At 52.5% G+C, this 22,976-nt stretch carries 26 protein-coding genes and 1 pseudogene; 13 read left to right on the forward strand and 14 right to left on the reverse strand.

Going from position 1 to position 22,976, the window contains the following annotated elements:
- Positions 1-220: pseudogene (locus tag EV12_RS14130) on the forward strand (RNA recognition motif domain-containing protein); the annotation flags it as partial.
- A gap of 9 nt (positions 221-229) precedes the next feature.
- On the opposite strand, the gene dusA reads toward EV12_RS14130, so the two are convergent.
- Entirely contained in the window at positions 230-1,234 is a 1,005-nt protein-coding gene (gene dusA / locus EV12_RS05515) for a tRNA dihydrouridine(20/20a) synthase DusA (protein WP_036913079.1), read from the reverse strand.
- Between the two features lie 69 nt (positions 1,235-1,303).
- Here dusA and msrB point away from each other — a divergent pair, with 69 nt between their 5' ends.
- Positions 1,304-1,810, forward strand: a complete 507-nt coding sequence (gene msrB / locus EV12_RS05520; protein WP_036913082.1) for a peptide-methionine (R)-S-oxide reductase MsrB — start codon at positions 1,304-1,306, stop codon at positions 1,808-1,810.
- Entirely contained in the window at positions 1,737-3,059 is a 1,323-nt protein-coding gene (locus EV12_RS05525; RefSeq protein WP_036913084.1) for an NAD(P)/FAD-dependent oxidoreductase, read from the forward strand. Before msrB ends, EV12_RS05525 begins: the two co-directional genes overlap by 74 nt.
- Here the strand turns inward: EV12_RS05525 and EV12_RS05530 are convergent.
- From EV12_RS05530 to EV12_RS05540, 3 genes are read right to left on the reverse strand one after another with little or no spacing between them, the layout of a single operon-like run.
- Positions 3,034-4,314 (reverse strand): type II secretion system F family protein, encoded by a 1,281-nt coding sequence (locus EV12_RS05530; protein ID WP_036913087.1) that lies wholly within the window; start codon positions 4,312-4,314, stop codon positions 3,034-3,036. The two genes, EV12_RS05525 and EV12_RS05530, sit on opposite strands and share 26 nt — an antisense overlap.
- A 16-nt stretch (positions 4,315-4,330) precedes the next feature.
- On the reverse strand, positions 4,331-5,407 hold the full coding sequence (locus EV12_RS05535) for a type IV pilus twitching motility protein PilT (protein ID WP_036913090.1): 1,077 nt from the start codon (positions 5,405-5,407) through the stop codon (positions 4,331-4,333).
- A 10-nt stretch (positions 5,408-5,417) separates the two neighbouring features.
- Complete coding sequence (locus EV12_RS05540) at positions 5,418-7,334, reverse strand: GspE/PulE family protein (RefSeq protein ID WP_036913091.1); 1,917 nt, start codon at positions 7,332-7,334, stop codon at positions 5,418-5,420.
- On the opposite strand from EV12_RS05540, the gene grpE reads away from it, so the two are divergent.
- From grpE to rsgA, 4 genes are read left to right on the forward strand one after another with little or no spacing between them, the layout of a single operon-like run.
- Positions 7,333-8,046 (forward strand): nucleotide exchange factor GrpE, encoded by a 714-nt coding sequence (gene grpE, locus EV12_RS05545; RefSeq protein WP_036913095.1) that lies wholly within the window; start codon positions 7,333-7,335, stop codon positions 8,044-8,046. The genes EV12_RS05540 and grpE overlap by 2 nt on opposite strands.
- Positions 8,047-8,090: 44 nt before the next feature.
- Complete coding sequence (dnaJ, locus tag EV12_RS05550) at positions 8,091-9,227, forward strand: molecular chaperone DnaJ (protein ID WP_036913098.1); 1,137 nt, start codon at positions 8,091-8,093, stop codon at positions 9,225-9,227.
- Positions 9,224-9,469, forward strand: coding sequence for a sulfurtransferase TusA family protein (locus EV12_RS05555; RefSeq protein WP_036913100.1), 246 nt, complete (start codon positions 9,224-9,226; stop codon positions 9,467-9,469). The genes dnaJ and EV12_RS05555 overlap by 4 nt, the downstream gene beginning before the upstream one ends.
- Positions 9,456-10,421 (forward strand): ribosome small subunit-dependent GTPase A, encoded by a 966-nt coding sequence (gene rsgA / locus EV12_RS05560; RefSeq protein WP_036913102.1) that lies wholly within the window; start codon positions 9,456-9,458, stop codon positions 10,419-10,421. Before EV12_RS05555 ends, rsgA begins: the two co-directional genes overlap by 14 nt.
- On the opposite strand, the gene EV12_RS05565 is transcribed toward rsgA, so the two are convergent.
- Genes EV12_RS05565 through murC form a run of 3 tightly spaced genes read right to left on the reverse strand, consistent with a single transcriptional unit; the run spans position 10,378 to position 13,109 of the window.
- Positions 10,378-10,719 carry a YbaB/EbfC family nucleoid-associated protein gene (locus tag EV12_RS05565; protein ID WP_011824714.1) on the reverse strand — a complete coding sequence of 114 codons (342 nt, stop codon included), beginning with the start codon at positions 10,717-10,719 and terminating at the stop codon, positions 10,378-10,380. The genes rsgA and EV12_RS05565 overlap by 44 nt on opposite strands.
- Before the next feature lie 24 nt (positions 10,720-10,743).
- Positions 10,744-11,667 (reverse strand): UDP-N-acetylmuramate dehydrogenase, encoded by a 924-nt coding sequence (gene murB / locus EV12_RS05570; protein ID WP_036913105.1) that lies wholly within the window; start codon positions 11,665-11,667, stop codon positions 10,744-10,746.
- Complete coding sequence (gene murC, locus EV12_RS05575) at positions 11,643-13,109, reverse strand: UDP-N-acetylmuramate--L-alanine ligase (protein ID WP_036913107.1); 1,467 nt, start codon at positions 13,107-13,109, stop codon at positions 11,643-11,645. Before murC ends, murB begins: the two co-directional genes overlap by 25 nt.
- A gap of 171 nt (positions 13,110-13,280) precedes the next feature.
- Between murC and gap the strand changes: the two genes are divergently transcribed.
- Positions 13,281-14,303 (forward strand): type I glyceraldehyde-3-phosphate dehydrogenase, encoded by a 1,023-nt coding sequence (gene gap / locus EV12_RS05580; protein WP_036913110.1) that lies wholly within the window; start codon positions 13,281-13,283, stop codon positions 14,301-14,303.
- A gap of 87 nt (positions 14,304-14,390) precedes the next feature.
- Here gap and thiL read toward each other — a convergent pair whose 3' ends face one another.
- Positions 14,391-15,374, reverse strand: a complete 984-nt coding sequence (thiL, locus tag EV12_RS05585; RefSeq protein ID WP_036913112.1) for a thiamine-phosphate kinase — start codon at positions 15,372-15,374, stop codon at positions 14,391-14,393.
- 10 nt (positions 15,375-15,384) lie between these two features.
- Complete coding sequence (locus EV12_RS05590) at positions 15,385-16,467, reverse strand: peptidylprolyl isomerase (protein WP_036913115.1); 1,083 nt, start codon at positions 16,465-16,467, stop codon at positions 15,385-15,387.
- A 65-nt stretch (positions 16,468-16,532) separates the two neighbouring features.
- Here EV12_RS05590 and efp point away from each other — a divergent pair, with 65 nt between their 5' ends.
- Positions 16,533-17,093: an elongation factor P gene (gene efp / locus EV12_RS05595; RefSeq protein WP_011824720.1), complete on the forward strand. Its 561-nt coding sequence runs from the start codon at positions 16,533-16,535 to the stop codon at positions 17,091-17,093.
- Positions 17,093-17,587 carry an acetyl-CoA carboxylase biotin carboxyl carrier protein gene (gene accB / locus EV12_RS05600; RefSeq protein ID WP_081939920.1) on the forward strand — a complete coding sequence of 165 codons (495 nt, stop codon included), beginning with the start codon at positions 17,093-17,095 and terminating at the stop codon, positions 17,585-17,587. Before efp ends, accB begins: the two co-directional genes overlap by 1 nt.
- Here accB and pdxA read toward each other — a convergent pair whose 3' ends face one another.
- Positions 17,588-18,619: a 4-hydroxythreonine-4-phosphate dehydrogenase PdxA gene (pdxA, locus tag EV12_RS05605; protein ID WP_036913118.1), complete on the reverse strand. Its 1,032-nt coding sequence runs from the start codon at positions 18,617-18,619 to the stop codon at positions 17,588-17,590.
- On the opposite strand from pdxA, the gene EV12_RS05610 reads away from it, so the two are divergent.
- The gene (locus EV12_RS05610; protein ID WP_036913120.1) at positions 18,618-18,857 is read left to right on the forward strand and encodes a hypothetical protein; all 240 of its coding nucleotides are present in this window, start codon (positions 18,618-18,620) and stop codon (positions 18,855-18,857) included. The genes pdxA and EV12_RS05610 overlap by 2 nt on opposite strands.
- Here EV12_RS05610 and EV12_RS05615 read toward each other — a convergent pair.
- Positions 18,802-19,722: an SDR family oxidoreductase gene (locus EV12_RS05615; RefSeq protein ID WP_036913122.1), complete on the reverse strand. Its 921-nt coding sequence runs from the start codon at positions 19,720-19,722 to the stop codon at positions 18,802-18,804. The genes EV12_RS05610 and EV12_RS05615 overlap by 56 nt on opposite strands.
- 32 nt (positions 19,723-19,754) lie before the next feature.
- On the opposite strand from EV12_RS05615, the gene EV12_RS05620 reads away from it, so the two are divergent.
- Complete coding sequence (locus EV12_RS05620) at positions 19,755-19,976, forward strand: serine protease inhibitor (protein WP_241466578.1); 222 nt, start codon at positions 19,755-19,757, stop codon at positions 19,974-19,976.
- Between the two features lie 7 nt (positions 19,977-19,983).
- On the opposite strand, the gene EV12_RS05625 is transcribed toward EV12_RS05620, so the two are convergent.
- Positions 19,984-20,385: an HNH endonuclease gene (locus tag EV12_RS05625; protein ID WP_036913128.1), complete on the reverse strand. Its 402-nt coding sequence runs from the start codon at positions 20,383-20,385 to the stop codon at positions 19,984-19,986.
- A gap of 154 nt (positions 20,386-20,539) precedes the next feature.
- On the opposite strand from EV12_RS05625, the gene EV12_RS05630 reads away from it, so the two are divergent.
- On the forward strand, positions 20,540-22,168 hold the full coding sequence (locus EV12_RS05630) for an SNF2-related protein (RefSeq protein WP_081939921.1): 1,629 nt from the start codon (positions 20,540-20,542) through the stop codon (positions 22,166-22,168).
- Here EV12_RS05630 and EV12_RS05635 read toward each other — a convergent pair.
- Together EV12_RS05635 and EV12_RS05640 are read right to left on the reverse strand one after the other, a co-directional pair.
- On the reverse strand, positions 22,105-22,518 hold the full coding sequence (locus tag EV12_RS05635; protein WP_036931221.1) for a hypothetical protein: 414 nt from the start codon (positions 22,516-22,518) through the stop codon (positions 22,105-22,107). The two genes, EV12_RS05630 and EV12_RS05635, sit on opposite strands and share 64 nt — an antisense overlap.
- Positions 22,496-22,942: a DUF6554 family protein gene (locus EV12_RS05640; RefSeq protein WP_036913130.1), complete on the reverse strand. Its 447-nt coding sequence runs from the start codon at positions 22,940-22,942 to the stop codon at positions 22,496-22,498. The genes EV12_RS05635 and EV12_RS05640 overlap by 23 nt, the downstream gene beginning before the upstream one ends.
- Positions 22,943-22,976: the final 34 nt, after the last annotated feature.

Here is a 22,976-nt window from a genome sequence, read left to right on the forward strand (position 1 = left end):
TGGCGGTGGCGGTGGCGGCGGTGGATATGGCGGTGGCGGCGGCGGTGGCGGTGGAGATCGTGGTTCCGGAGCTCGTGGTTGGGAAGATCGCAGCTATGGCGGAGCTTCTCCTGAAACAAGTTCCTATGACGAGGGTCGCACTCGTCGTCGTAGGGGAGGCGCTGCACCTGAGGGTGAAGGTGGTGACAGCTACAGCGGATATGGCGGAGCGGAGGGCTGAGTTAAGTCCCTATAGCCCGGCATCTTCAAGTTGCTGGGCTGCTTTTTGCAGCACTCTTAGATCGGCATCGGCTTTTTGAGCCTTGATTCCAAGGTCTCGCCTCCAGGATTTGGCACCCGGTACCCCTTCAACGAGTTGTAAAAGATGTCGGCAAAGATCCCATAGTCGGCCACCTCGGCTTAGGTGGGTTTCGGCATGAGGGAGTAATCCTCCTATGACTTGAGATGCATTGATTGAGCGTGGTTGTTCTCCATAGACCAGCTCATCCATGCTCTGCCAGCGGAGCGGATGGGCATAAGCTGCTCGCCCCACCATTGCCCCATCACAGGTTTGCAGCGCTGTTAGGCAGTCGGCTGGGTGTTCTAGTCCTCCATTGATTTCAATGGTCAGCTGCGGGCGTTGTTGCTTGAGATGGGTGACCCGTTGATGTTGAAGTGGTGGAATCGTGCGGTTTTGCTTGGGGTCAAGCCCTTCTAGCCAGGCTTTTCGTGCATGCACCGTAAAGCGTGTGGCTCCTGCGATGGACACTCGGTCGACAAAGGTCATGAGTAGAGCGTCGCTATCGAAATCATCAATTCCTAGACGGTGTTTCACGGTGACTGGAAGAGGGCTCGCCATCGCCATCGCTTCAACACAACGTGCGACTTGATCAGGTTTAGCCATGAGGCACGCACCGAAGTTGCCTGCTTTTGCTCTTGAGCTGGGACATCCCACGTTGAGGTTGATTTCGTCGTAACCCCAGGCATCGGCCAGGCGCGCAGCTTCTGCAAGCATTTTTGGATCATCGCCCCCTACTTGTAGAGACAGGGGATGCTCGATGATGTCGAAATCGAGCAGATGATCAAGACGGTTGCTGTGATGCAGAGCTTGGGCCACCAACATTTCCGTGTAAAGCAAAGCCCTGCGACTGATTTGCCGCATTAGTACCCTGAAGTGTCGATCGGTGCAGTCGAGCATTGGAGCCACGCTGAACCGATAAGCACCATCAACCAGTGGTGTGAAAGGAGCAATCATTGATTCATGCTGCCTTCATAGCTGTGTTGCGCTTTCCTAGAAACAAGGTCATTGATTTTGGCTGCGCTTATGCCCATTACTGCTTTGCTATTGAGTCGTCGTTCTCTGCTGATAGCCACTATTGCAGGAGCCTTTGGTGTTTATAGGAGACCTGCAGCAGCCGTTGCTGCTACGAGGGCTGAGGATCATGCTTGGTCGCTTAGCAATGAGCAGTGGGCACAACGTCTTTCTCCTGAGGCTTATCGGGTGCTTCGAGAGGAGGGAACCGAGCGCGCTTTTACGAGTTCTCTCGACAAGGAGAAGCGTGTGGGCATCTATCACTGTGCAGGTTGCGATCTGCAGTTGTTTTCTTCTGCGGCGAAATACGATAGTGGTACTGGCTGGCCAAGTTTCTGGGAGCCCCTTGCTGGGGCTATTCAAACGAAAGTAGATTTCAAATTGATTATTCCTCGCAGCGAATATCACTGCCGGCGCTGTGGCGGTCATCAGGGACATGTCTTCAATGATGGTCCCAGGCCAACCGGCAAGCGCTATTGCAATAACGGAGTTGCCCTTACTTTCCGACCCGCCAGTTGATTTGATCGTTGTTGGTGGTGGTGCCTCAGGTTTTTTTGGGGCAATCACCGCGGCTGAGGAGGGTTTGGCTTTTGTTCATGTGTTGGAGGCCACCTCTGAGCCATTGACGAAGGTGAAGATCAGTGGTGGCGGCCGTTGCAACGTGACCCATGCCTGCTGGGAGCCAGGTGATTTGGTGACCCATTACCCCCGAGGTGGCCGCCCATTGCGGGGCCTCTTTAGCCGTTTTGCTACCGGTGATGCGGTGGCTTGGTTTGCCGATCGGGGCCTGGAGCTTGTGGCAGAGCCGGATGGGCGAATGTTCCCTGTGGCTAATTGCTCCTCTGCAGTGGTGGCGTGTCTGAAGCAGGCAGCAGTGGTGGCTGGAGTCAGCTTGCGCAGTCAGAAGCTTGTAAAAAGTTTGGAGCGTCGGGGTGCTGCAGGGTTTTTAGTTCAATGTCGGGATGGGTCTTGTTTTCAGGCTCAAAGGGTTTTATTGGCTACGGGTGGGCATCCCAGTGGTCGTCGCTTGGCGGCAGCGATGGGCCATCAGCTTGTGCCGTCTGTTCCTTCTCTGTTCAGTCTTGCTCTGGAGGCACCTGCGTTAATCGCCTGTTCTGGTTTGGCTCTCGATGGCGTTCATCTCAGCCTTAAGGCTGGAGGTCAAAACTTTCAGCAGACCGGCAGGGTGTTGATTACTCATTGGGGATTAAGTGGGCCCGCCATTCTGCGGCTTACTGCTTTTGCTGCAAGGGTTTTGCAAGGCGATCACTATCGGGGAAAACTTTTTGTCAATTGGCTTGGCATGAGTAGTCACGATCTGGTGAAGCAGTCACTGCGTGACCTGCGTCATCACCAAGGTCGACGCACTATGGGATCAGCTCGTCCTGTGCCCAACTTGCCCCGTCGTCTTTGGTTGTCCTTGTTGACTCAAGTGGGTGCTAATCCGGATTTGCGGTGGGCGGATTGTCCTGCCCGTTTGGAACGTCTTTTGTTTGAAGCTTTGGTTGCCAGCTGTTATTCAATCGGTGGCAAGGGGCCATTTGGAGAAGAGTTCGTTACGGCTGGGGGAGTGAAGTTGGGCGAGGTGAATCTCGCGACGATGGAGAGTCGGGTTTGTCCAGGTCTTTATTTTGCTGGGGAACTTCTCGATGTGGATGGGCTGACGGGGGGGTTCAACTTTCAGCATTGTTGGACCAGTGGTTGGCTTGCTGGTCAGGCCATTGCAAAGGGTTTGCAGCTCTCTACTGGATCTGATCAAACACGGTGAACATTGGGAGATACATCGCCAGCAGGATGGAGCCCACGATGCCACCCACTACAACGATCATCGCGGGTTCAAGCATTGAGGTAAGAGCCTTCACCGAGGTAGAGACCTCATCCTCGTAAAAATCAGCCACCTTGCTGAGCATTTGATCCATCTCTCCGGTTTCCTCGCCAATGGCCAGCATGCTTAAGGCCATGTCTGGAAGTACTTTTTGGCGAATCAAGGCAGCACTAAGGAGCACCCCTTCCTGCACAAGGGTGCGTGATTCAAGAATGGCGTCGGAAATGATTGCATTGCCAGCGGTTTCGCTGGCAATTTCTAGTGACATCAGGATTGGTACGCCTGCTCTGATTAATGAGCTGAAGATTCTGCAGAATTGAGCGGTGGCAGTTTTGATGATCAGATTGCCGAATAGGGGGATTCTCAGCTTCAGTCGATCGATCTGACGGCGTCCTTGGTGAGTGGAGTAGTAGCGGTTGAAAATCCAAGCGCACACCAGTAGGACACCTGTTAATAGCAGGGAAAAGGAGGAACGCAATAATTTGCTTAGGTCGACCATGAACTGGGTGAACATGGGCAGCTCGGCGCCTAAATCTTCAAAGATTTCTGCAAAGGTCGGGATCAAGAAGATTGTCATGCCTAGGAATACGAGGATGGCTATCACCAGCACGGTGACTGGGTAACCCAGGGCCCCTTTGATTTGGTTCTTGAGTCGGGCATTGTCTTCTAATAGCTTGGCGAGTCGCTTGAGTGATTCATCCAAAACACCACCAGCCTCTCCGGCTTCCACCATCGCGACACTGAGTTGGTCGAATACCTTTGGCCACTTGCTCATAGCAATGCCCATGGCACTGCCTTCATTTACATCAAGACTCACCTTCATCAGTGCACGTTTGAACATAGGCAAGCGCTGCTGACTAGCCATTAGGTCGAGACTGCGCACGATTGGAACGCCTGCATCCACCAGAGTTGCCAATTTGCTTGCGAAAACTGCTTTGTCTTTTACACCTGGGGACTTTTCAAAAGCGGCACTTAGATTGATGAAAAATAGTCCAAGGTTTGATGAGCTTGTGTTCTTTTGGCGGTCAATTTTTTTGCTACTTTCTTGTCCTTTATTGTTGAGAGCTGCTTTCAGGTCAGTTGCTCGTATTCCACGACGACGTAGTAACTTTTTTGCTGTTGTTAGGTCGGCCGCTTTGATGGTCATTGTGCGTGTTTGACCACTTGCGGATTCGTAGGTGGCGACGAAGGACGTCATCGCTTAGGCCTTTCTCTTAGCCATCGTTGAGGAGTTGCTCCAGTTCGCTGGGTTTACTGGCTTTGGCGATGGCTTCAGAGCGGCTAATTTCACCCTGTTTAGTCAGATTCGCAAGGGCTTTTTCTAGTGTTTGCATCCCTAGTTCTCCTCCGGTTTGAATTTGGGAGTAGAGCTGTGCGGTTTTGCCTTCTCTGATCAGGTTTGCTGTGGCTGGGGTGTTGATCAAGATTTCTTGAGCCATGACCCGCCCAAAGTGTTCTGGTTGTGGATTTTGGCGCCGGCAGAGGGTTTGCGAAAAAATGGCTAGCAGGCTTCCTGAGAGTTGAACTCTGATTTGGGTTTGCTGGTTTGGGGGGAAAACATCGACCATGCGATCGACCGTTTGTGCCGCCGAGTTGGTGTGCAGGGTGCCGAATACGAGGTGACCTGTTTCGGCGGCGCTGATGGCCAGTTGAATGGTTTCCAGGTCGCGCATTTCGCCCACGAGGATCACATCTGGATCCTCGCGTAGTGCCGCACGCAGGGCATTGCCAAAACTGCGTGTGTCTTCATTGAGCTGTCGCTGGTGCACAAGACTGAGATCGCTTTTGTATACGAATTCGATTGGATCTTCGATCGTGAGGATGTGTTCGCTTCTGGTGTGATTGATGTGGTCCAGTAGGGACGCAAGCGTTGTTGTTTTGCCTGATCCGGTTGGTCCTGTTACTAGCACTAATCCCCTTGGTCGTTTGCTGGTTTCTATGACTACAGGTGGCAGGTTGAGAATTTCAATACTCGGGATAGTGCTGCCCAGAGCACGTAGACAGGCGGCGTAACTTCCCTTCTGTCGATAGACATTCACACGAAAGCGCGCCACACCCTTTAGCCCATAGGCACAGTCAAGCTCCCAGATTTGTTCAAGAGTCTTTCTCTGACTGTTGTTGAGCATTGAGAAAATCAGCTTGTTGCATGTTTCTTCGGATAGGGGGGTATTGGTCATTGGCCTTAATTCGCCGCTGAATCGTCCATACGGGGGCTGGCCGGTAGCAATGTGCAGATCACTGCCGCCACCTTGAACCAGCTGTTCCATCAGGTCCTCGATCATTAGATCCATGACGGGTCCTTCATTGGCGAGCGGTTAGACAGTAGGGACATTCCAGCCAGCCGTCTTGGAGGCCTGCCCCGCAGACGTTGCAGGTGAGAGTGCTAAGGGCTCTGGCGCGGCGCTCTGACTCCAATCCGGAATCGGTGAGGATCATTCGGCCCACTTCCTCAAGGGTGGTGTGGCCTTCTCGCACAAGGTCAAGGCTGTAGCCCAACAGAGTTTTCATGCCAGCCTCGAGCGCCAGACGTCTTACCAAATCAGTAGTGGCACCTTTGGCGACGGCTGTAGCGAGCTCTTCGTTCATGCGCAGTACTTCATAGACACCCACTCGGCCCTTGTAGCCGCTGCCTTGACAGTTGGGGCATGGCTGTTTTTCTTGACCGTGATGGTGGGCCTTGAAAAAGGTCACGCCAGTTTCTGTATGGGCCATCAATCCGAATCGCCCCAGTTCTTTTTCAGTTGGGTGATAGGACTTACGACAAGAACGGCACACTCTTCGTAGAAGTCGTTGAGAGACGATGCCAATCAATGAGGCGCTCACCATGAATGGTTCCACGCCCATCTCGTTGAGGCGGGCGATCGCACTTGATGCGTCATTGCAATGCAGCGTGGTTAGCACCAGATGACCAGTCAGTGCAGCTTCGATGGCGGTTTTTGCGGTTTCTAGGTCACGGGTTTCACCGACCAGCAAAACGTCTGGGTCTTGACGCATGAAGGCTCTCAGTGCAGTACTGAAATCGAAGCCTTTTTCCCTGTTCACTTGACATTGGGTAATCCCAGGCAGGGTGTATTCGATGGGATCTTCTACGGTGGAAATGTTGATACCAGGCTCGTTGCGTTCTGCCAGTAGGGAGTAAAGGGTTGTTGACTTGCCTGATCCTGTTGGACCTGTCACAAGGATCATGCCGAAGGGCTTAGAGCCCAGGTTGCGTACGAGAGAGAGAGCACTGGGGTTGCTGATCAGTTTGTCTAGCCCTAGTTGTGGAGCACTGCTGTCGAGGAGTCGCAGACAGATTTTTTCTCCGTAACGGCTTGGCAGGCTATTAACCCTGAAATCGACCATACGATTGCGATATGTGCGACGAATGCGACCGTCCTGAGCCATGCGCCGTTCTGCGATGTCTAGGTCGGCCATGATCTTGAAGCGTGAGGTAACAGCAGGGATCAACCGGCTCGGGAGGGGTTCGATATAGCGCTGCAGTACACCGTCTTGACGGAAACGGATCTGTAGTCCGTCTTGTTGCGGCTCAACGTGTACGTCGCTGGCTTCTGTTTGCAGTGCCTCTAGCAGTATGCGGTCCACCAGGTTGATGACTGGTGAGCTGTCAGAGTCCATTAAGCTGGACTCCAAATCCTCTATGGAACTAGCAAGTCTGGCTTGTTCTTCAGGATCTTCTTCGAGCACTCCTTCTGCACTAAATCCTGCCAGCAGGGAGGTTGGTGTTTGTGCAATGGGCTTTGTTGCTTTTGACTTGGATGCAGATTCAACGTGTTGCTCAGATCTCCTTGGTTTAAGCAGCTGGCTGATGTCGGATGCCAGCGCGAGACGGAATTCTGTGCTGAAGCCTTGGGACTGCAGCACTGAGATCAGTTGATTTTTGGTTTGCTCATTGCATTGGTCCGAGATGGCTACAACCAAATGTTGGTTGTGCATGTTGATTGGCAGGGCCTGGAATTGTTGCCACGTTGATATGTCAAGAGTGGTTTGGTTGGCCATTAGCTCCACTGCGTCGACAAGCTCTTCGTGGCTAAGCACGCTGACTTGTAGGAGCAGTTCCAGTTCCAGTCGTTGCTGGATGCTGTTGGTGGCTTTGGGGATTGGTCGGCCCTGGGTCACGAAGAAGAAATGAAATTGGAGGTGCGGGCTTCCGCCGCTTGTGGGAGGTGTGCTACTCCCATCAACATGTCTAGACGTGAATTTGCAAACGGTCAGCATGAGTGGCGACGCCCCTACCCCAGCTCACGATCCTGCTGCTGAGGATTTAGAGGCTTCCGTGCCTCTGGAATCAGTGGCATCGATGAATTCCGACGAGGGTCAGTCTTCAGGTCAATCTGCTCCATTAGCGGATAATGAGGCTCGTTTACAGCAGTTGGAGCAGGAGCACAGCAGCCTGCGGGAAGAGCACGAAACTCTTCGTAGTCAGTACATGCGGATTGCTGCAGATTTCGATAATTTCCGCAAACGTCAGAGTCGCGATCAGGACGATCTCCGATTACAGCTCATTTGTACTACTTTGAGTGAAATTCTGCCGGTGGTGGACAATTTTGAGCGAGCTCGTCAGCAATTAGAGCCTCAGGGAGAGGAGGCCCAAGCTCTTCATCGCAGTTATCAGGGCCTTTATAAACAGCTTGTTGAGGTGCTCAAGCAATTGGGCGTTGCTTCAATGCGGGTTGTTGGACAGGCGTTTGATCCCACGCTTCATGAGGCGGTTTCCAGAGAGCCCAGTGAGGAGCATCCAGAAGATGTAGTCACAGAGGAACTTCAGCGTGGATATCACCTCAATGGCAGGGTGCTTCGTCATGCTCTTGTGAAGGTGTCTATGGGACCAGGCCCGCAGAGTGGCGCTTCTGCTTCTTCAGCTCAATTAAATGCTGACTCCACTGCAACTTTTCAAGGTGAGGCAGACCCTGCTCAACCAGGGGTCTGATTGCATGCTGTTGCCCTTTAGGGTGAAGGAGTGTTGACGAGCTGATGGCTGATTATTACGACCTGCTAGGGGTCAGCAAAGATGCTGATGGCGATACCCTCAAGCGTGCTTATCGCCGGCTGGCACGTCAATATCACCCAGATATTAATAAGGATCCTGGTGCAGAGGATCGTTTCAAGGAGATCGGTCGTGCCTATGAGGTGCTTAGCGATCCTCAGACTCGTGGCCGTTATGACCAATTTGGCGAGGCCGGGCTTGGGGGTGCAGGGGGCATGCCCGATGTGGGAGATATGGGTGGCTTTGCCGATCTCTTTGAGACCTTTTTTAGTGGTTTTGGTGGGGCTGGTGGATCTGGTGCTGGTCGTTCACGACGACGGGGACCGCAGCAAGGAGATGATCTTCGCTACGACTTGAAGATTGACTTTGAGCAAGCTGTTTTCGGCCAGGAACGAGAAATCAAAATTCCCCATCTTGAAACTTGCGACACCTGTAGTGGTAGTGGGGCCAAGGTTGGAAGTGGACCGACTACCTGTACAACTTGTGGAGGTGTTGGTCAGGTTCGGCGAGCTACCAGAACACCTTTCGGTAGCTTCACTCAGGTGGCGGAATGTCCCAGTTGTGAAGGCAATGGACAGGTAATTTCAGATCCTTGTGGTGCATGTGCTGGACAGGGTGTACGTCAGATTCGCAAGAAATTGCGCATCAATATCCCCGCTGGGGTTGATACCGGAACTCGTCTGAGAGTTGCCGGTGAGGGAAATGCTGGTTTGCGGGGTGGACCTTCTGGAGACCTTTACGTATTTTTGACGGTGAAATCCCATCCCCAATTGCGACGTGATGGGATTACGGTGCTTTCAGAAGTCAACGTGAGTTATCTCCAAGCAATCCTTGGAGACATCATTGAGGTTGATACGGTTGATGGCAACACCAGTCTTGAGATTCCTGCTGGAACTCAGCCCAATGCCGTACTCACCCTTGAGAATAAGGGTATTCCTAAGCTAGGCAACCCAGTAGCAAGAGGTAATCAGCGCATTTCGATCAATGTGAAGTTGCCCATTCGTCTCTCTGATGAGGAGCGGGGCTTGCTTGAAGATCTGGCTGGTCATCATTCCGCTAAAGGTAGGCAGCACCACCACCACAACAGTGGTTTGTTTGCTCGTTTATTTGGTCAGAAAGGATGACCGCCCAGCTTGTTCCTGATCAGCAGATTGATTTGCGCGGTACTCCCTGCCCGATCAATTTTATTCGTTGTCGCTTGGCTCTTGAGGGTCTTAAGGCCAACGAACGTCTTCAGGTGGATCTTGATCGTGGGGAACCTGAGGCGATGGTGGTTCCAGGGTTAGTAGAGGCAGGGCATTGCGTCGAGATTATTGCTCAGGAAATCACTTGGTTGAGGTTGATGGTGACCTGTGGTGGCGGCTGACGCGCCGCGGCTTGCAGGGATGGTCGTGGCCTTACAAGCCAATTTTCTCGAGGTAGAACTCGAAACTTTTCATCCGTCTTCATTGGTGAGATGGACACGATCAACTGATGCTGAACCCTTGCGCTTGCTTTGTACTCGTCGAACGCGTCTTGACCATCGCGGGGCTGCAGTGCATGTGGGGGATCGAGTTTGGGTGGAAGCAATCGATTGGCAGGAGCTTCGAGCTGTGGTTGGTGATGTGGAACCTAGGCAGAGTTGGATCAACCGCCCGCCAGTCGCCAACGTTACGGCTGTTTTTGTTGCCTTGGCAGTCAAGCAGCCTTGCTTTGACGCTGACCAAGCGAGTCGTTTTCTACTGTCCGCTGAGCAGACTGATGTTGATGTTCATCTCATCCTCACCAAACGCGACCTGATCACTTCGGATCAGCTAGAGCAGCAGCTAGTGCGGCTGAGGAGCTGGGGGTATCGGCCTATGGCGGTCTCTGTGCAGACCGGAGAGGGGTTGGGTGCCCTAAAAAACAAACTCAGCAGTACACGACTTGCTGTCTTTTGTGGTCCTTCAGGTGTGGGGAAGACCAGTTTGCTCAATCAGCTCTTACCCGAGCTATCCCTGCGCGTAGGTGCTGTTTCTGGACGGTTGCAACGTGGCAGGCATACCACTCGTCATGTTGAACTCTTTCGACTGTGCGAAGGATCTCTTGTTGCAGATACACCAGGGTTTAATCGACCTGAACTTCCTGCTGATCCGCGCAAGCTTGCGGTGTTGTTTCCTGAATTTGATGGACAGATGGAAGATTATCCCTGCAGATTTAGGGATTGTTTCCATCGCGATGAGCCCGGTTGTGGGGTCGACAAAAGCTGGGAACGATATCCAATCTATAAGCGTTTTTTGGAGGAGATGGAGTGCCTCAGTCGCTCATCCCGGGGAGGTTCAGGTTCAGGCCTCCTGTGAGTTCTTCCATTTGCTCTTTCATGGTTGTGGTGGAGTGCTCGTAGGCGGATTGAAGAGCGGCCAAGATCGCGGTTTCGCTTGCATCTTGTCCTTCGGCAAGCAGTGAGGGTTCAAGACGCACACGCAGTGGTTGCTGGTTGCCAGATAGCCAGATACTTGCTCTGCCGTCTGGGCTGCTGCCCTCAATTTCCATGGCATCTAGCTCTTCCTGCAGTTTTTGGGCGTTTTGTTGGATTTGTTGGGCCTTGCGGAAGGCTTCGGTGAGTTGGCCGAAATTGGGAAGTCCGAACCCTGCCATTGCGTTGCTGGAGGAATGGGCAGATTAAGCGGTCGCTTCGAAACCAAGTCGTTTCACTTCAGGATGAAGCATCACTCCATGGGCCGTCTGCACCCGTTGCTGGATGAGGGTGATCATTTGATTGATGTCGGCAGCAGTGGCTCCACCAATATTGACGATGAAGTTGGCGTGAATGGGGGAGACTTCAGCTCCACCAATGCGGTGACCTTTTAGACCCAGCGCTTCGATTAGACGACCAGCTTTGAGTGGTTCTGGGTTGCGAAAGACACTTCCGCAACTAGGCAATTGATAAGGCTGGGTCGTCGTGCGATGAGTGAGGTTTTTATGTGTGATTTGATTGAGCTCCTTGTGATCATGGCCGGGGTCTAGGCGGAATCTGGCTGAGAGCACGACGAGTGTTTTTTCCTGCAAGAGACTTTGTCGGTAGGCGTAGTCAAGCTCTTGGCGGCTCAGTTCAAAAGGGCCCTCGCCATTGAGGTCGATGACTTGCACAGATTCCAGCCAGTCGGCTGTGCAGCCGCCCTGGGCTCCAGCATTCATGACTGCTGCACCACCAACTGTTCCAGGAATCCCAACGGCCCATTCCAGGCCATGCAGGCCAGCCTTTGCGGCGCGTTTGGAAAGGTTGGGGATTGGTTCACCGGCCAAGGCTTCGACAATGCCAGTCTTTGGATCTAGGTCGCTTCCTTGGAGCTTGCGCATGCAAAGGCTCAGGCCTGGCAAGCCAGCGTCGTTGATCAGTAGGTTTGATCCTGCTCCGATGACTCGACAGGGCATCTTCTGTTCATAGGCCCAAGCAATCAGTGTCTGTAGTTCCTCCACGCTGCTGGGTGATGCAAACCATTCCGCAGGTCCTCCGACGCGCCAGCTCGTGAAGTTGGCAAGAGAAACCAGTGGTTGGGGCTTGATCCCCTTCACTAGGGTCAGGCTGCCAGGGAGGGTGGGCATCTCTTTGCGTTGTCAAGACGTGTCAGTTGTCTCCATAGATTGTTGATATTGCCTGCACCCATGGCGAGGACCAGGTCACCTTTGAGGCTGTGTTTTTGCACCAATAGGGTTAGTTGATCAAGGTTTTCAGCTACGGCGACTGGCAGGCTGGGGTGTTGGCTTCTGATCGCTTTAGCCAGGTTCTCACTAGTGGCTCCCTGAATAGGGTTCTCTCCGGCGCTGTAAACGGGTGCTAGCAGCACAGCATCAGCTTCACCGAGTGCCCTTGCGAAGTCGTAGAGAAATTCGCTTGTACGGCTGAATCGATGAGGCTGGAATACGGCAAAAATGCGTTTGGGTGGGTTTGGTAGTTGGCTGCGACCGCTATTTACAATCAGTCGGGCCATTGCGAGTGTGGCGCTGACTTCGCTTGGATGGTGGGCGTAATCATCAACGATTTGGCGACCCTCCCAGGTGCCTCGGAAGTCGAAACGGCGTCCAGGAGGCTGCAGGTCAGCAAGACCTTGTTGAACGTCCTCAAAAGACAGGCCTTCGAGTCTGCAGGCCGCTATGGCCGCCATAGCGTTGCTGAGGTTGTGAAGTCCGGGCATCGGCAGTGTGATTTGCCCCATCCGTTGGCCCTGCTCGTAGATGTCCGCAATCGTTTGATCGCCATTGAGGCAAATTGGTAAAGCTGCAAAATCAACACCAGCTGAGGTTTTGACCGACCACCAAGCTGTGGCATCGAAATGCTCCTTGAGAATTGGGCAGTCGAAGTTGGCGAGTAGTCGTCGGCAACCTCGGCCGAATCGCTTCATGGTGTTGATCAGTTCATCAAGATTGGCGTAGTGGTCGGTGTGATCTAACTCCAAGTTGGTGATCACGCCGAGCGTTGCCTGAAACTTGACGAGAGAGCCATCAGATTCATCAGCTTCTGCTACTAGCAGTCGTCCTTTGCCCGCATGGCCGTTGCTGTCGTAGTAAGGCACGACACCACCAATCACAGCTGTTGGGTCTTGATCGGTTGTGGCCAGCAGTGTGGTGAGCAGGGTGCTGGTTGTGGTTTTGCCATGGCTCCCGGCTACTGCGATGGAGGGTTGTGCCTGAATCAAGGCAGCAAGGAGGTCTGAGCGATGCAAGATTTTCAATTGAGACAGCTTGGCTGCCTTGAGCTCAGGATTGCTCTTGGGAATGGCTGTGCTGATCACCACCAAAGGAAGGAGATCGACGTTGCAACAAATGGCATCGATGTTTGCTGCGCTCTGATCGCGGAAGACCCTTACTCCTTGAGCTCGCAGGCGCTCAACGGTAGTGTTTTCCCGTGTATCTGAGCCGGACACGATATGACCTCGATTCACCAGGATTAGAGCTAGGGCAGACATGCCGATGCCGCCAACACCTATGAAGTGGATGGGTTGCTGGCGGTTGAGCGTGCTGGTCAATGGCCAAAACCATAGGCTCAAAAGATAAGTCAGTCTTGGGCTGAAAGCCCGTGATTCTTATGTTTTGGAGAGGTCCAGCCGGGGTTGACCTTGTGCCAGGTATGGGCCGCCTCCTCATCCGGAACAGCGGAAAGGGCAACCTATTTCTGTATGATCGGCGGCCACTTCCCTTGCGGTTTCCCCGTTTTTGTTATGACTCTGCGCGTTGCGATCAATGGATTCGGCCGAATCGGTCGCAACTTCATGCGTTGTTGGCTAAGCCGTGGTGAGAATACTGGGATTGAAGTGGTTGGCGTCAATGTCACTTCCGACCCTAAGACCAATGCTCATTTGCTTAAGTACGATTCAATTCTTGGACAGATCAAGGATGCTGAGATCGGTTATACCGATGACACTTTTGTTATCAATGGCAAAACAATTAAGTGTTTTTCAGATCGCAACCCCTTGAATCTTCCTTGGAAGGAGTGGGGTATCGATCTTGTGATCGAGTCCACCGGGGTTTTCAATACTGATGTCGGGGCTAGTAAACACATCGAGGCTGGTGCGAAGAAAGTGATCCTCACAGCTCCAGGTAAAGGAGATGGTGTTGGCACATATGTCGTGGGCGTGAATGCTGATCAGTACCGTCACGGTGATTTCAATGTTCTCAGTAATGCCAGCTGCACAACCAATTGCCTGGCACCAATTGTGAAGGTGCTTGATCAGACCTTTGGGATCAATAAGGGCCTGATGACCACTATTCACAGCTACACCGGTGATCAGCGGATCCTCGATAACAGCCATCGTGATCTTCGTCGTGCTCGTGCGGCAGCCATGAATATTGTTCCGACCTCAACTGGCGCTGCCAAGGCAGTGGCTTTGGTTTATCCACAGATGAAGGGCAAGCTCACGGGTATTGCCATGCGTGTTCCAACCCCAAACGTTTCAGCGGTAGATCTGGTGTTTGAGTCCGGTCGTTCCACGACTGCTGAAGAAGTGAATGCTGCACTTAAGTCGGCTTCTCAGGGTGGCATGAAGGGAATCATTAAATATGGTGATCTTCCTTTGGTTTCTAGTGACTACGCCGGTACGAATGAATCCACCATCGTTGATAAGGATCTCACGATGACTATTGGCGACAATTTGGTAAAAGTGGTTGCTTGGTATGACAACGAGTGGGGTTATAGCCAGAGGGTTGTCGATCTCGCTGAGATTGTGGCCAAGAATTGGAAGTGATCTTTCAGGGGATTACTTTTTTCTGAGCTTCTAGCTTCTTTTTGAGTTACAAACCCCTCCTATTAGCGAGGGGTTTGTTGTCTTTCTTTATTGGAAATGTTTGAAGCTTGAGAAGTTGCTCACTTCTCCTTTGCCATGCGCCCATTCCACTCGAGGTGGGCCTTTTTCCATGACCCCAATGACTTGGCTTGATGGAAGAACCTGCAGCCAAGCGGTGGCCCATTTGGGTGGCAGGCTGAGAATAAGTTCAAAGTCTTCTCCGCCGTTTAGGCACCAGCTATCCCAGTGTTGGCCTAGTGGCCAGTCAGGGTCTTTGGGTAGGTCTGTTGGATCAAGAATCGCCCGGCAACCGCTGCTTCTGCAAAGGCCTTGAACCGCTGCCAGAAGTCCGTCACTACTGTCGGTGCCCCCAGCTCGCCATGGAAGCTCCTCAGGCTTACAGGTTTGAAGAGCGTGGAGCGCCTTCAGACATGGTTGAGGGTGTTGATGAGCTTCTATCGCTTTTTGTTTGAGTTTGTCTGGCAGCAGGGTTGCTTCTATTAGTGGATCTGAGCGTAGTAGGGCCAGGCCAAGGCGGCTGAGGCCATGGGGACCACTGACGACAAGAGAATCTCCAGGTTGGGCTTGGGAGCGGTGCAACCGCACTGGCCCGAGAGTGCCCAGGGCGGTGATTGCGAGTAGTCGTTGATCCCCTCGGGAACAGTCGCCGCCTAGCAAGGTCCCCCCAAACTGTTTTAATGCGGCTTCTATGCCTAAATAAACCCCCTCTACCCAGTTCCAGGGGGTATCTGGAGGGACTACAAGTCCCACCGTGATACCCAGAATTTGATCAACGCCACTGGCTGCTAGGTCAGAAAGGTTGGCGGTTACGCAACGCCAACCCACATCTTTTGGAGTCGTGGTGTCTTCGCTGAAGTGAATGCCTTCCACCATGACGTCGGTGTTAATGAGGAGTTCTCCTTCATTGGTGTGGACTTGCGCTGTGTCGTCGTCAAGTTGGCCAGCAGGAGCAAAGCGGGCTAGGCGATGCAGTAGTTCGTTTTCACCAAGTTGGCCCAGGGTTTCGCCCATACACAAGTCCTCAGGCGTGGGGCTTCAGCCGATCGGCTCCATCGACAACTTTGATGGATAAGATTTGATCACCAACTTCGAGTTTTTTAAGTAAATCGCTACCTTCAACGACATAGCCAAAGGCTGCATTGCGGCCATCCACCAAGTTGAGACCCGCTGGAGTTAATTCTGCATCATAGAGAAATAGAAAGAACTGGGAGGAACCGTCGTCTATAGCCTGGTCGGAATGAGCCCATCCGAGTGTGCCAAGGGCGGCGAATGGGAGGACTGGTGTGGCTTTGTAAAGACCGATATCTTCAAAGGTTTGGTTGTAAAAAGGAGTTGCTTCTTCTGGAATACGGATTTCCAGAGGCACTTGCCGTTCTTTCTTGGTTGTTGGGTCGATGTATCCGCTTTCAGGTCCTGTGGGGTCACCGCTTTGTAGTACGTAATTGTCTTCAGCGCGTGTGAATGGCAATCCGTCATAAAAGCCTTTGAGAGCTAGGTCTACGAAGGCGCCTGCTGTTAGTGGGGCGTTGTAGCCATCAATGACAGCATTGATGTTCCCTTTTGTGGTTTTGATTGACACAGTTGCTCGTCCAAGAAGCCGCGGTAGTGAGTTGAATTCCTCAGGGATGGTGTAAGGAAAATCATTCACCAATAGCGCTTCTAGATCACCGATCTGCTTGAGACTCTTGCGACGTAGGTCTATGAAGCCATCTATGTTTTGGTTACTTGCTTCATCCCCTAGGGCCTGGACCGTTTCTCCTAAGGATTCCAAAAGGGCCTCACCCTCTTCTCGAGATGCTTCTGGGATGGCTTCGAGGATGCTCTTTTTGCGGGTGATTACTAGGTACTGGCTAGAAGCAGCAGCTTCGTTTAGGGCGACCCAGCGATTGCCCTTTGAAGATCCAACGACTTTGCTAGTGGCCTCAAGGGTGTCTTGCATTTTGCGGAGATCTTTTTGTTCGATTGGTAGGGCATTTCGCAGGATTGCGGCACCATCCGTCACTGCACTTCCAGTTGGCAGAGCAGCCAGAACAGGATCACCCCAATTCAGTAAAAGCACTGCGAGCACTGTGATTAGGCTGGTCAGTAGAGGTGTATTTGGCATGTGGAACTCTTCTTGTGCTTGGACTTTGGCACAGCCGTATGATCCCTCTGATCCGTTCAGCGGGAATGATTTCAAGTAACGACTTCCGCACTGGCACCTCGATTGAATTAGACGGTTCTGTTTGGCGTGTAGTCGAGTTTTTGCATGTGAAGCCGGGTAAGGGCTCAGCATTTGTGCGTACCAAGTTGAAGGCGGTGCAGAGCGGCAGCGTGGTGGAAAAAACCTTTAGGGCTGGGGAGATGCTTCCCCAGGCCTTGCTTGAGAAGTCGACCCTTCAACACACTTATATGGAGTCCGGAGACTATGTCTTTATGGACATGTCTAGTTATGAGGAAACCAGGCTTACAGCGCAGCAGATCGGTGACAGTCGTAAATACCTCAAGGAAGGGATGGAGGTGAATGTGGTCTCATGGAACGGAAATCCTCTTGAGGTGGAGCTCCCCAATTCTGTGGTGCTTGAAATCACTGAAACTGATCCTGGTGTCAAGGGTGATACCGCTACCGGTGGTACTAAGCCTGCCATCCTTGAGACTGGTGCTCAGGTAATGGTTCCTTTGTTTCTTTCTGTGGGCGAGAAAATTAAAGTCGACACACGTAACGACAGCTACCTAGGTCGCGAGAACTAATGGCCATGCAGCTCGATCATGATCAACTGCACCAGTTGCTGGCAGCCTTGGCGGAAAGCGACATTCAGGAATTTCGCCTTGAGGGCGATGATTTTCGTCTTGAGGTCAGGCGGAACATCCCTGCAGCAGCAGTGGTTGCCCCGGTGATGCCGTTGTCTTCTACTGTTGAGATGCCTTCACCGGCTCCAGAACCTAGAGTTGAGATGGTCGGACCTGGTACTCCGCCTCCAGCGGTACCAGGTTCCAGAACTGATTTCCTGGAGGTAACTGCACCGATGGTCGGCACGTTTTATCGGGCTCCTGGCCCTGGGGAATCTTCGTTTGTAGAAGTCGGCAGTCGCATAGGTGTCGGTCAGATCGTGTGTATTTTGGAGGCCATGAAGTTGATGAATGAGTTGGAATCTGAAGTCAGTGGCGAGGTGGTTGAAATCCTTGTAGATAACGGCACACCAGTGGAGTTCGGTCAGGTTTTGATGCGTGTTAAGCCTGGCTGATCAGCGTGATTCCGTCAGTTCCCAGGCTGCTTTGAGGGCGGCCAACATGCTGTCGGGTCTGGCACATCCCTTTCCGGCAATGTCAAAGGCGGTGCCGTGATCAGGTGAGGTGCGTAGAAATGGAAGCCCAAGGGTGGTGTTTACGGCAGAGTCGAAAGCCAGCAGCTTCATTGGAATTAGACCCTGATCGTGGTACAAGGCCAGGATGCCGTCTGGGGTGTTGGCGCATGGGATGCCATGCCAAGCCTTTGCAGCTGAAAGCCAACATGTGTCGGGAGGTAAAGGACCGTCCAGTTGAATCTCAGGATGCTCGGTTTTCCATTTGTTCAGCATTGGGATCAACCATTTCAGCTCTTCATGGCCCAGTTGGCCTTGCTCACCGGCGTGGGGATTGAGGCCAGCGACTGCAATGGATGGATCGGTTTTGAATCTTTGGCAGAAGGTCTTGAGTACGTTGAGCTTCGCTCTAACCAACTCAGGGGTCAGCACTTTTGGGACTGCTGCTAGCGGGATATGGGTTGTTGCTAGCAGAGTGTTGAGTCGCCATCCGTTTTGAGGTGAGATCGCGGTGAAGAGCATGGAGGCTTGATCAGCTCCCACCAGTTCTTTAAGTCGTTCGGTTTGACCGGGATAGTGATGGCCTGCTGCATGCCAGGCATGCTTGGCAATGGGAGCGGTAACAAGGGCGCGGGCTTGACCCTTCAAGAGGAGTTCTGTTGCCTTTGTCAACCATCGAAAGCTTGCGGCTCCACTCTGTGCTGTGGGGTATCCAGGCTGAAGTGTGCTCTTCAGGGGTAGATCTTGGATATCGAGGTTCTTTGGATTGGCTAGGGGAGCGATTCCTTGAGCTTGTAATTGGGCATAGGTGAGTTCCAGGCTTTTTCGACAGCCAACAAGCTGTGGATGCAGCTTTGATGGCAAGCTTGATGAAGCGAGGGCCTTTAGGGTTACCTCCATCCCGATGCCAGCGGGATCGCCCATGGCGATAACGATAAGTTGATTAGCGTCAAAGCCTTCAGAAGGCATAGCCATGATGCGCTGGTTGCTGCTTGGTTTGCTGTTGTTTGGTCTTGGCACCGGTTTGCGAAATGGCTGGTTGGTGGTGCATTGGAGTCAGTTTTTGCGCGATACCGGGTTGACATTTATCGATCCAGAGAAGCCCTTGAATTGGAACGAGTTCATTCTTGGTGGTCCTGATCGGGAACGTTCAACAACTAAGGAAAATTCGTCTGTGAGACCTGGAAACCTTCTGCCAGATAACAGTCTCTAAGGCCGGAGTGATAGTTGGGATGCATCAGGGAATAGCCAAGGTCGCGGCATAGGAGCTGATTGCTTACCCTGCGATTCTCTTGCCAGAAGGAGAGTGCCATAGGATTCATTTGTGCAGCGGCAACTGCAAATGGCTCAATTTCGGGCAGGGACTGTCCCAGTAGTTGGGCTGCGAATCCGAGGACGTCTGTATACGCTGTTGGCATGTCATCGGTGACGTTGATCACGATGGGTCGCTGTCCATCAGCAGCGCATTGGATGAGGTGCAGGATGGCTCCTGCGATGTCATCGACATGAATTCTTGAAAACACCTGGTTGGGCTTGTGGATCATTCTGCTTTGACCTGTGTTGACGCTTTGAAGCACTGAGCGGCCTGGTCCGTAGATGCCTGGCAGCCGCAGAATCTGTAGGGGTAATCCCGAAGCTTGCCAGGCATCTTCACAGGCCAATCTTCTTTTGCTGCGTGCTTGCTGAGGCTGAGGATGATCGATTTCTGTGACCCATCGTCCTTGGCGATCTCCGTAAACCCCTGTGGTGGAGAGATAGCCAACCCATTGCAATGGCAATGTTTTGAGCTGGTCGCCCAAGCATGTCAGTACTGGATCTTTCCCATCGGCTGCTGGCGGTATGCAGCTGAGTAAATGGGTGACTCCTTCTAGAACTTTCCTGGCTGGCAACAGCTTGGTGGCACTATCAAATGCTATGTCTGCGCCTGGGCTGTTGATGTCTCGGCGGCTGCAGATGGCAGTGCTGCCAAGTGCTCTCGCCAGAGCCACTACATGCTGGCCACTGAATCCTCCACCGAGAACCAGCAGTTTTGAGCCGGCAGGGAGGGGCGGACTCTGCTTGACAAGTTCTGTAAGCATGAGTACAAATGTATTATATTTCAGGTTTGGTCATGGCTGGCTCCTATTTACGCGCTTCCGCGACTTCAGTGTCCATGCTGCCGCGTCGGGCATGTCCAGGGATCGTTCAAGGTCAGCAGAGAGGTTGGGCTTTTCATTTTGTCTTGCCTGCGGCTTTGTTGACAGGTGCGATGCTTCTCGCTGCGGAGCAACCTGAGCAGCAGGCTTCGATTTGTCAAAGACATCACCCTGTGGTGGCCTGTCAGGTCTGGTGAGATTGGTTTAGGCCACCTGGAACATCCAGTCTTCATCTTGGCTGATAACAGGAGCTTCTCTATGGTTGGGTTCGGCCCATTGCAGCAACCTTAAAGCCAGTCGGAGATCGCCATCCATCCAGGCGCGGATGGCCATTGCGCGTCGCGGATCATAGAAACGTTGGCGCCTATACCAATCGAAGGCATGGGCATCCGATTTGTGACCATTACAGGAGAGACATGCCGGAACGCAGTTTTTAGTAATACTTAAGCCACCGCGACTGCGAGGCAAAATATGGTCAATTGATTCAGAAGTTTTGCCGCAATAGATACAACTTTGAGCAGTATAGTTGTGAAGGGATTTTCTCCATCTTCGGACACGTAATTTGGGGCAGAGATCTTCGAGGAAAACCGCGTCCCTATTGTGCATCCGAGTTCCTCGGTTTTGTGCAGTCTGCCGCGAATGCTCTTTGAGTCAATGTGTCTAAATATCTACTTTGGCTTGCTTTGCGCTGCTTTTTACAGTGGTTGCTTTCGCTCTTGCTAGTGAGGCAATGGGGCGTAAATTAGGTGTTCATTGATCAGTGAAGCTCACGCCTAAATCGTCTTCCAGCTGTTATTTGGGTCTGACTGCGGCTGGTTTGGTCAAGGTGGTGTTCCCTTTCGATGCCGTGACTCAGGCTCAGCTTCGCAAAGTGAAGCCGCGTGGAATTTGGCGTGGTACTCGCCAGGGCTGGGAATTTCCTTTGGTGGCGGCTCAACATTTGCAGAGGCAGTTTGGCTCACGTTTTTTGGTGCATGACGACTTGGCTCAGTGGCTGAGTTGGTTCGAACAGCCTTTGCCACCGATGCCGCCTCATCGGGATCTAGTGGGCTATGCAGATCTTGAGGTTGTTTTGTCAGATGGTCGTAAACCTCTTCCTCATCAGCGCTCTGCAGTCCGTTGGTTATTGGCGCGGCGCGGTGCAGTCTTGGCTGATGAAATGGGTCTTGGTAAGACTCTTACCTCTCTTTTGGCGGCTCGCGCCATGGTGAGATGTGCTGATGTACGGGTCATGGTGGTGGCGCCGGTGGGTCTTCATGACCACTGGCGCATGGAAGCTGCAAGTCTTGATTTGCCTGTGTGCATTCATAGCTGGGCTCGTCTGCCTAGGGAATTGCCGGCGGCGGGAACGCTTCTGTTGGTGGACGAAGCGCATTTCGGCCAGTCCATCAAGTCAAGACGAACTCAGGCTCTTTTAAGGCTTGCGCGGCATCCGCGTTTAAGGGCTATCTGGTTGCTCACCGGGACGCCGATGAAAAATGGTCGTCCTGACCAGCTTTATCCACTGCTGGCTGCCATTGATCATCCTTTGGCTCGTGATCAACGTAAGTTTGAAGAGCGTTTTTGTCAGGGTCATTGGCGAGATCAAGGCGGTCAGCGACGCTGGCATTCACGTGGTGCGAGTGATCTTGATGCTCTAGGGAAGCTCACAGGGCCATTGGTGCTGCATCGACGCAAGCAGACGTTGCTTGGCTTGCCCCCAAAACGTCGTCAAGAGCATCGGGTTGTCCTTGCAGAGCCAGAGTCGCGTGGTTTTGACCATCGTCTAGCTCTTGTTACAGACGACTATCGCCATCGTGTTCAGCAGGGTTTGGTGCGTTCAGATGCGGAATCGCTAGCGGTGCTTACGGCTTTGCGCCAGATCGCAGCGGAGTTCAAGTTGCCAGCAGTGGAGACTGTTGTGGCAGCACTTCTTGCCGAGGGGCAAGCCGTTGTCCTTTTCAGCAGTTTTGTTGGCCCTTTGTTGCTTTTGCAGCAACGCTTAGGGGGTGAGTTGTTAACTGGTCGTCAGCGTCCAGGGCAGCGGCAGGAAGCTGTGAATCGTTTTCAATCAGGGATGAGTTCCCTTTTGTTGGCAACCTATGCAGTAGGCGGGCTTGGTTACACCTTGCATCGCGCCAGGCATGTGGTTTTGCTTGAACGTCACTGGACACCTGGTGATGTGGATCAGGCTGAGGATCGTTGCCATCGATTGGGGATGGATGGTGGACTAACGAGTCACTGGTTCCAACTGGGTTTTGCAGATCAGTTGGTGGATGCTCTGATAGCAAGTAAGGCCGAGCGGATTGAGGTATTGCTTGGTTCTCGTCGTGTTGGACTCAAGCGTCAGCCTTTGCCAGTCATGTTGAGATGTTGCATGCAGGAGTCTTTACGCACGGTTAGTTCGTGACGCACCATCGGATCAGCTGATGCTCCTTGTTGATTCAGAAGCTGTAAGCCTTTGGAGACATCTTGACAAGCCAAATTGGTTTGGCCAAGCAAGGTGTAGATCAGGGAACGGTCGTTGAGTGGTTCAGGGTCGTTTTGATGTTGGCTCACTACGCTATTGCAGCGCAGTAGGGCTTGGTCGAGTCCTTTGAGGTCAAGATTTTCCAAGCAAGCTTGGGACGAGATATTCGAGTCAGCAGATGGATTGGTTGGCGCTGAGCGACTGTTGCAGCTAAGACCGGAAAGCAGCAACCCGCTCAAAAATAGTTTGGCAAGGAAGCGAGAGAATTTAATAGCTGTATTGCTGCTCATGATCTGTGCTTGAAGGAGTGGTGTTGTTGGTATTGCCAGAGCTATAGGAGTCGATGACAGTCTCATCACCACTTTCTTGATCAGCTACTGACAAAGAGTTTTTGCTATTTCCGAAGAGATCGCCAAGGTATTGACCGCAGTTTGGGTAACTGCTGGGTTCGTTGACCACTGCTTCAGTAATTAATACGGCAGCATGATTTGGTGAGGTCTTGAAAAGGCTATTGCCCTGGCGTTTGATCAGGGCATAAGAGGCAGTCCAGCTCACCTCATGGTTATTGCCATTGCTACGCATGAAGCAGTAGATCTGTGCTCCTTTGCTTGCGGCATCAGTTGTTGCTGACTGGGCAGCTGTGGCAGAAAGACTGATTCCCACAAGGCCTAGCAGTGTGAGTGAAAGGGCAACTCGATTTCGATTTCGATTCATCGCTTGCAAGTCAACACAGTATTGATCAACTTAT

It is taken from the genome of Prochlorococcus sp. MIT 0701 (assembly GCF_000760295.1).
GTDB lineage: Bacteria > Cyanobacteriota > Cyanobacteriia > PCC-6307 > Cyanobiaceae > Prochlorococcus.

What these genes read in the sequence shown, in the direction of transcription:
- EV12_RS05635 (WP_036931221.1), bottom strand. Translation starts at nt 22,518, where the DNA reads ATGAGCAGCAATACAGCTATTAAATTCTCTCGCTTCCTTGCCAAACTA.
- EV12_RS05555 (WP_036913100.1), top strand. Translation starts at nt 9,224, where the DNA reads ATGACCGCCCAGCTTGTTCCTGATCAGCAGATTGATTTGCGCGGTACT.
- msrB (WP_036913082.1), top strand. Translation starts at nt 1,304, where the DNA reads ATGCCCATTACTGCTTTGCTATTGAGTCGTCGTTCTCTGCTGATAGCC.
- EV12_RS05535 (WP_036913090.1), bottom strand. Translation starts at nt 5,407, where the DNA reads ATGGATCTAATGATCGAGGACCTGATGGAACAGCTGGTTCAAGGTGGC.
- EV12_RS05540 (WP_036913091.1), bottom strand. Translation starts at nt 7,334, where the DNA reads ATGCTGACCGTTTGCAAATTCACGTCTAGACATGTTGATGGGAGTAGC.
- EV12_RS05590 (WP_036913115.1), bottom strand. Translation starts at nt 16,467, where the DNA reads ATGCCAAATACACCTCTACTGACCAGCCTAATCACAGTGCTCGCAGTG.
- accB (WP_081939920.1), top strand. Translation starts at nt 17,093, where the DNA reads ATGGCCATGCAGCTCGATCATGATCAACTGCACCAGTTGCTGGCAGCC.
- gap (WP_036913110.1), top strand. Translation starts at nt 13,281, where the DNA reads ATGACTCTGCGCGTTGCGATCAATGGATTCGGCCGAATCGGTCGCAAC.
- EV12_RS05640 (WP_036913130.1), bottom strand. Translation starts at nt 22,942, where the DNA reads ATGAATCGAAATCGAAATCGAGTTGCCCTTTCACTCACACTGCTAGGC.
- dnaJ (WP_036913098.1), top strand. Translation starts at nt 8,091, where the DNA reads ATGGCTGATTATTACGACCTGCTAGGGGTCAGCAAAGATGCTGATGGC.
- EV12_RS05620 (WP_241466578.1), top strand. Translation starts at nt 19,755, where the DNA reads ATGGCTGGCTCCTATTTACGCGCTTCCGCGACTTCAGTGTCCATGCTG.
- pdxA (WP_036913118.1), bottom strand. Translation starts at nt 18,619, where the DNA reads ATGGCTATGCCTTCTGAAGGCTTTGACGCTAATCAACTTATCGTTATC.
- EV12_RS05615 (WP_036913122.1), bottom strand. Translation starts at nt 19,722, where the DNA reads ATGCTTACAGAACTTGTCAAGCAGAGTCCGCCCCTCCCTGCCGGCTCA.
- EV12_RS05610 (WP_036913120.1), top strand. Translation starts at nt 18,618, where the DNA reads ATGATGCGCTGGTTGCTGCTTGGTTTGCTGTTGTTTGGTCTTGGCACC.
- dusA (WP_036913079.1), bottom strand. Translation starts at nt 1,234, where the DNA reads ATGATTGCTCCTTTCACACCACTGGTTGATGGTGCTTATCGGTTCAGC.
- EV12_RS05530 (WP_036913087.1), bottom strand. Translation starts at nt 4,314, where the DNA reads ATGACGTCCTTCGTCGCCACCTACGAATCCGCAAGTGGTCAAACACGC.
- grpE (WP_036913095.1), top strand. Translation starts at nt 7,333, where the DNA reads ATGAGTGGCGACGCCCCTACCCCAGCTCACGATCCTGCTGCTGAGGAT.
- EV12_RS05625 (WP_036913128.1), bottom strand. Translation starts at nt 20,385, where the DNA reads ATGCACAATAGGGACGCGGTTTTCCTCGAAGATCTCTGCCCCAAATTA.
- efp (WP_011824720.1), top strand. Translation starts at nt 16,533, where the DNA reads ATGATTTCAAGTAACGACTTCCGCACTGGCACCTCGATTGAATTAGAC.
- EV12_RS05565 (WP_011824714.1), bottom strand. Translation starts at nt 10,719, where the DNA reads ATGGCAGGGTTCGGACTTCCCAATTTCGGCCAACTCACCGAAGCCTTC.
- thiL (WP_036913112.1), bottom strand. Translation starts at nt 15,374, where the DNA reads ATGGGCGAAACCCTGGGCCAACTTGGTGAAAACGAACTACTGCATCGC.
- EV12_RS05525 (WP_036913084.1), top strand. Translation starts at nt 1,737, where the DNA reads ATGATGGTCCCAGGCCAACCGGCAAGCGCTATTGCAATAACGGAGTTG.
- murB (WP_036913105.1), bottom strand. Translation starts at nt 11,667, where the DNA reads ATGCCCACCCTCCCTGGCAGCCTGACCCTAGTGAAGGGGATCAAGCCC.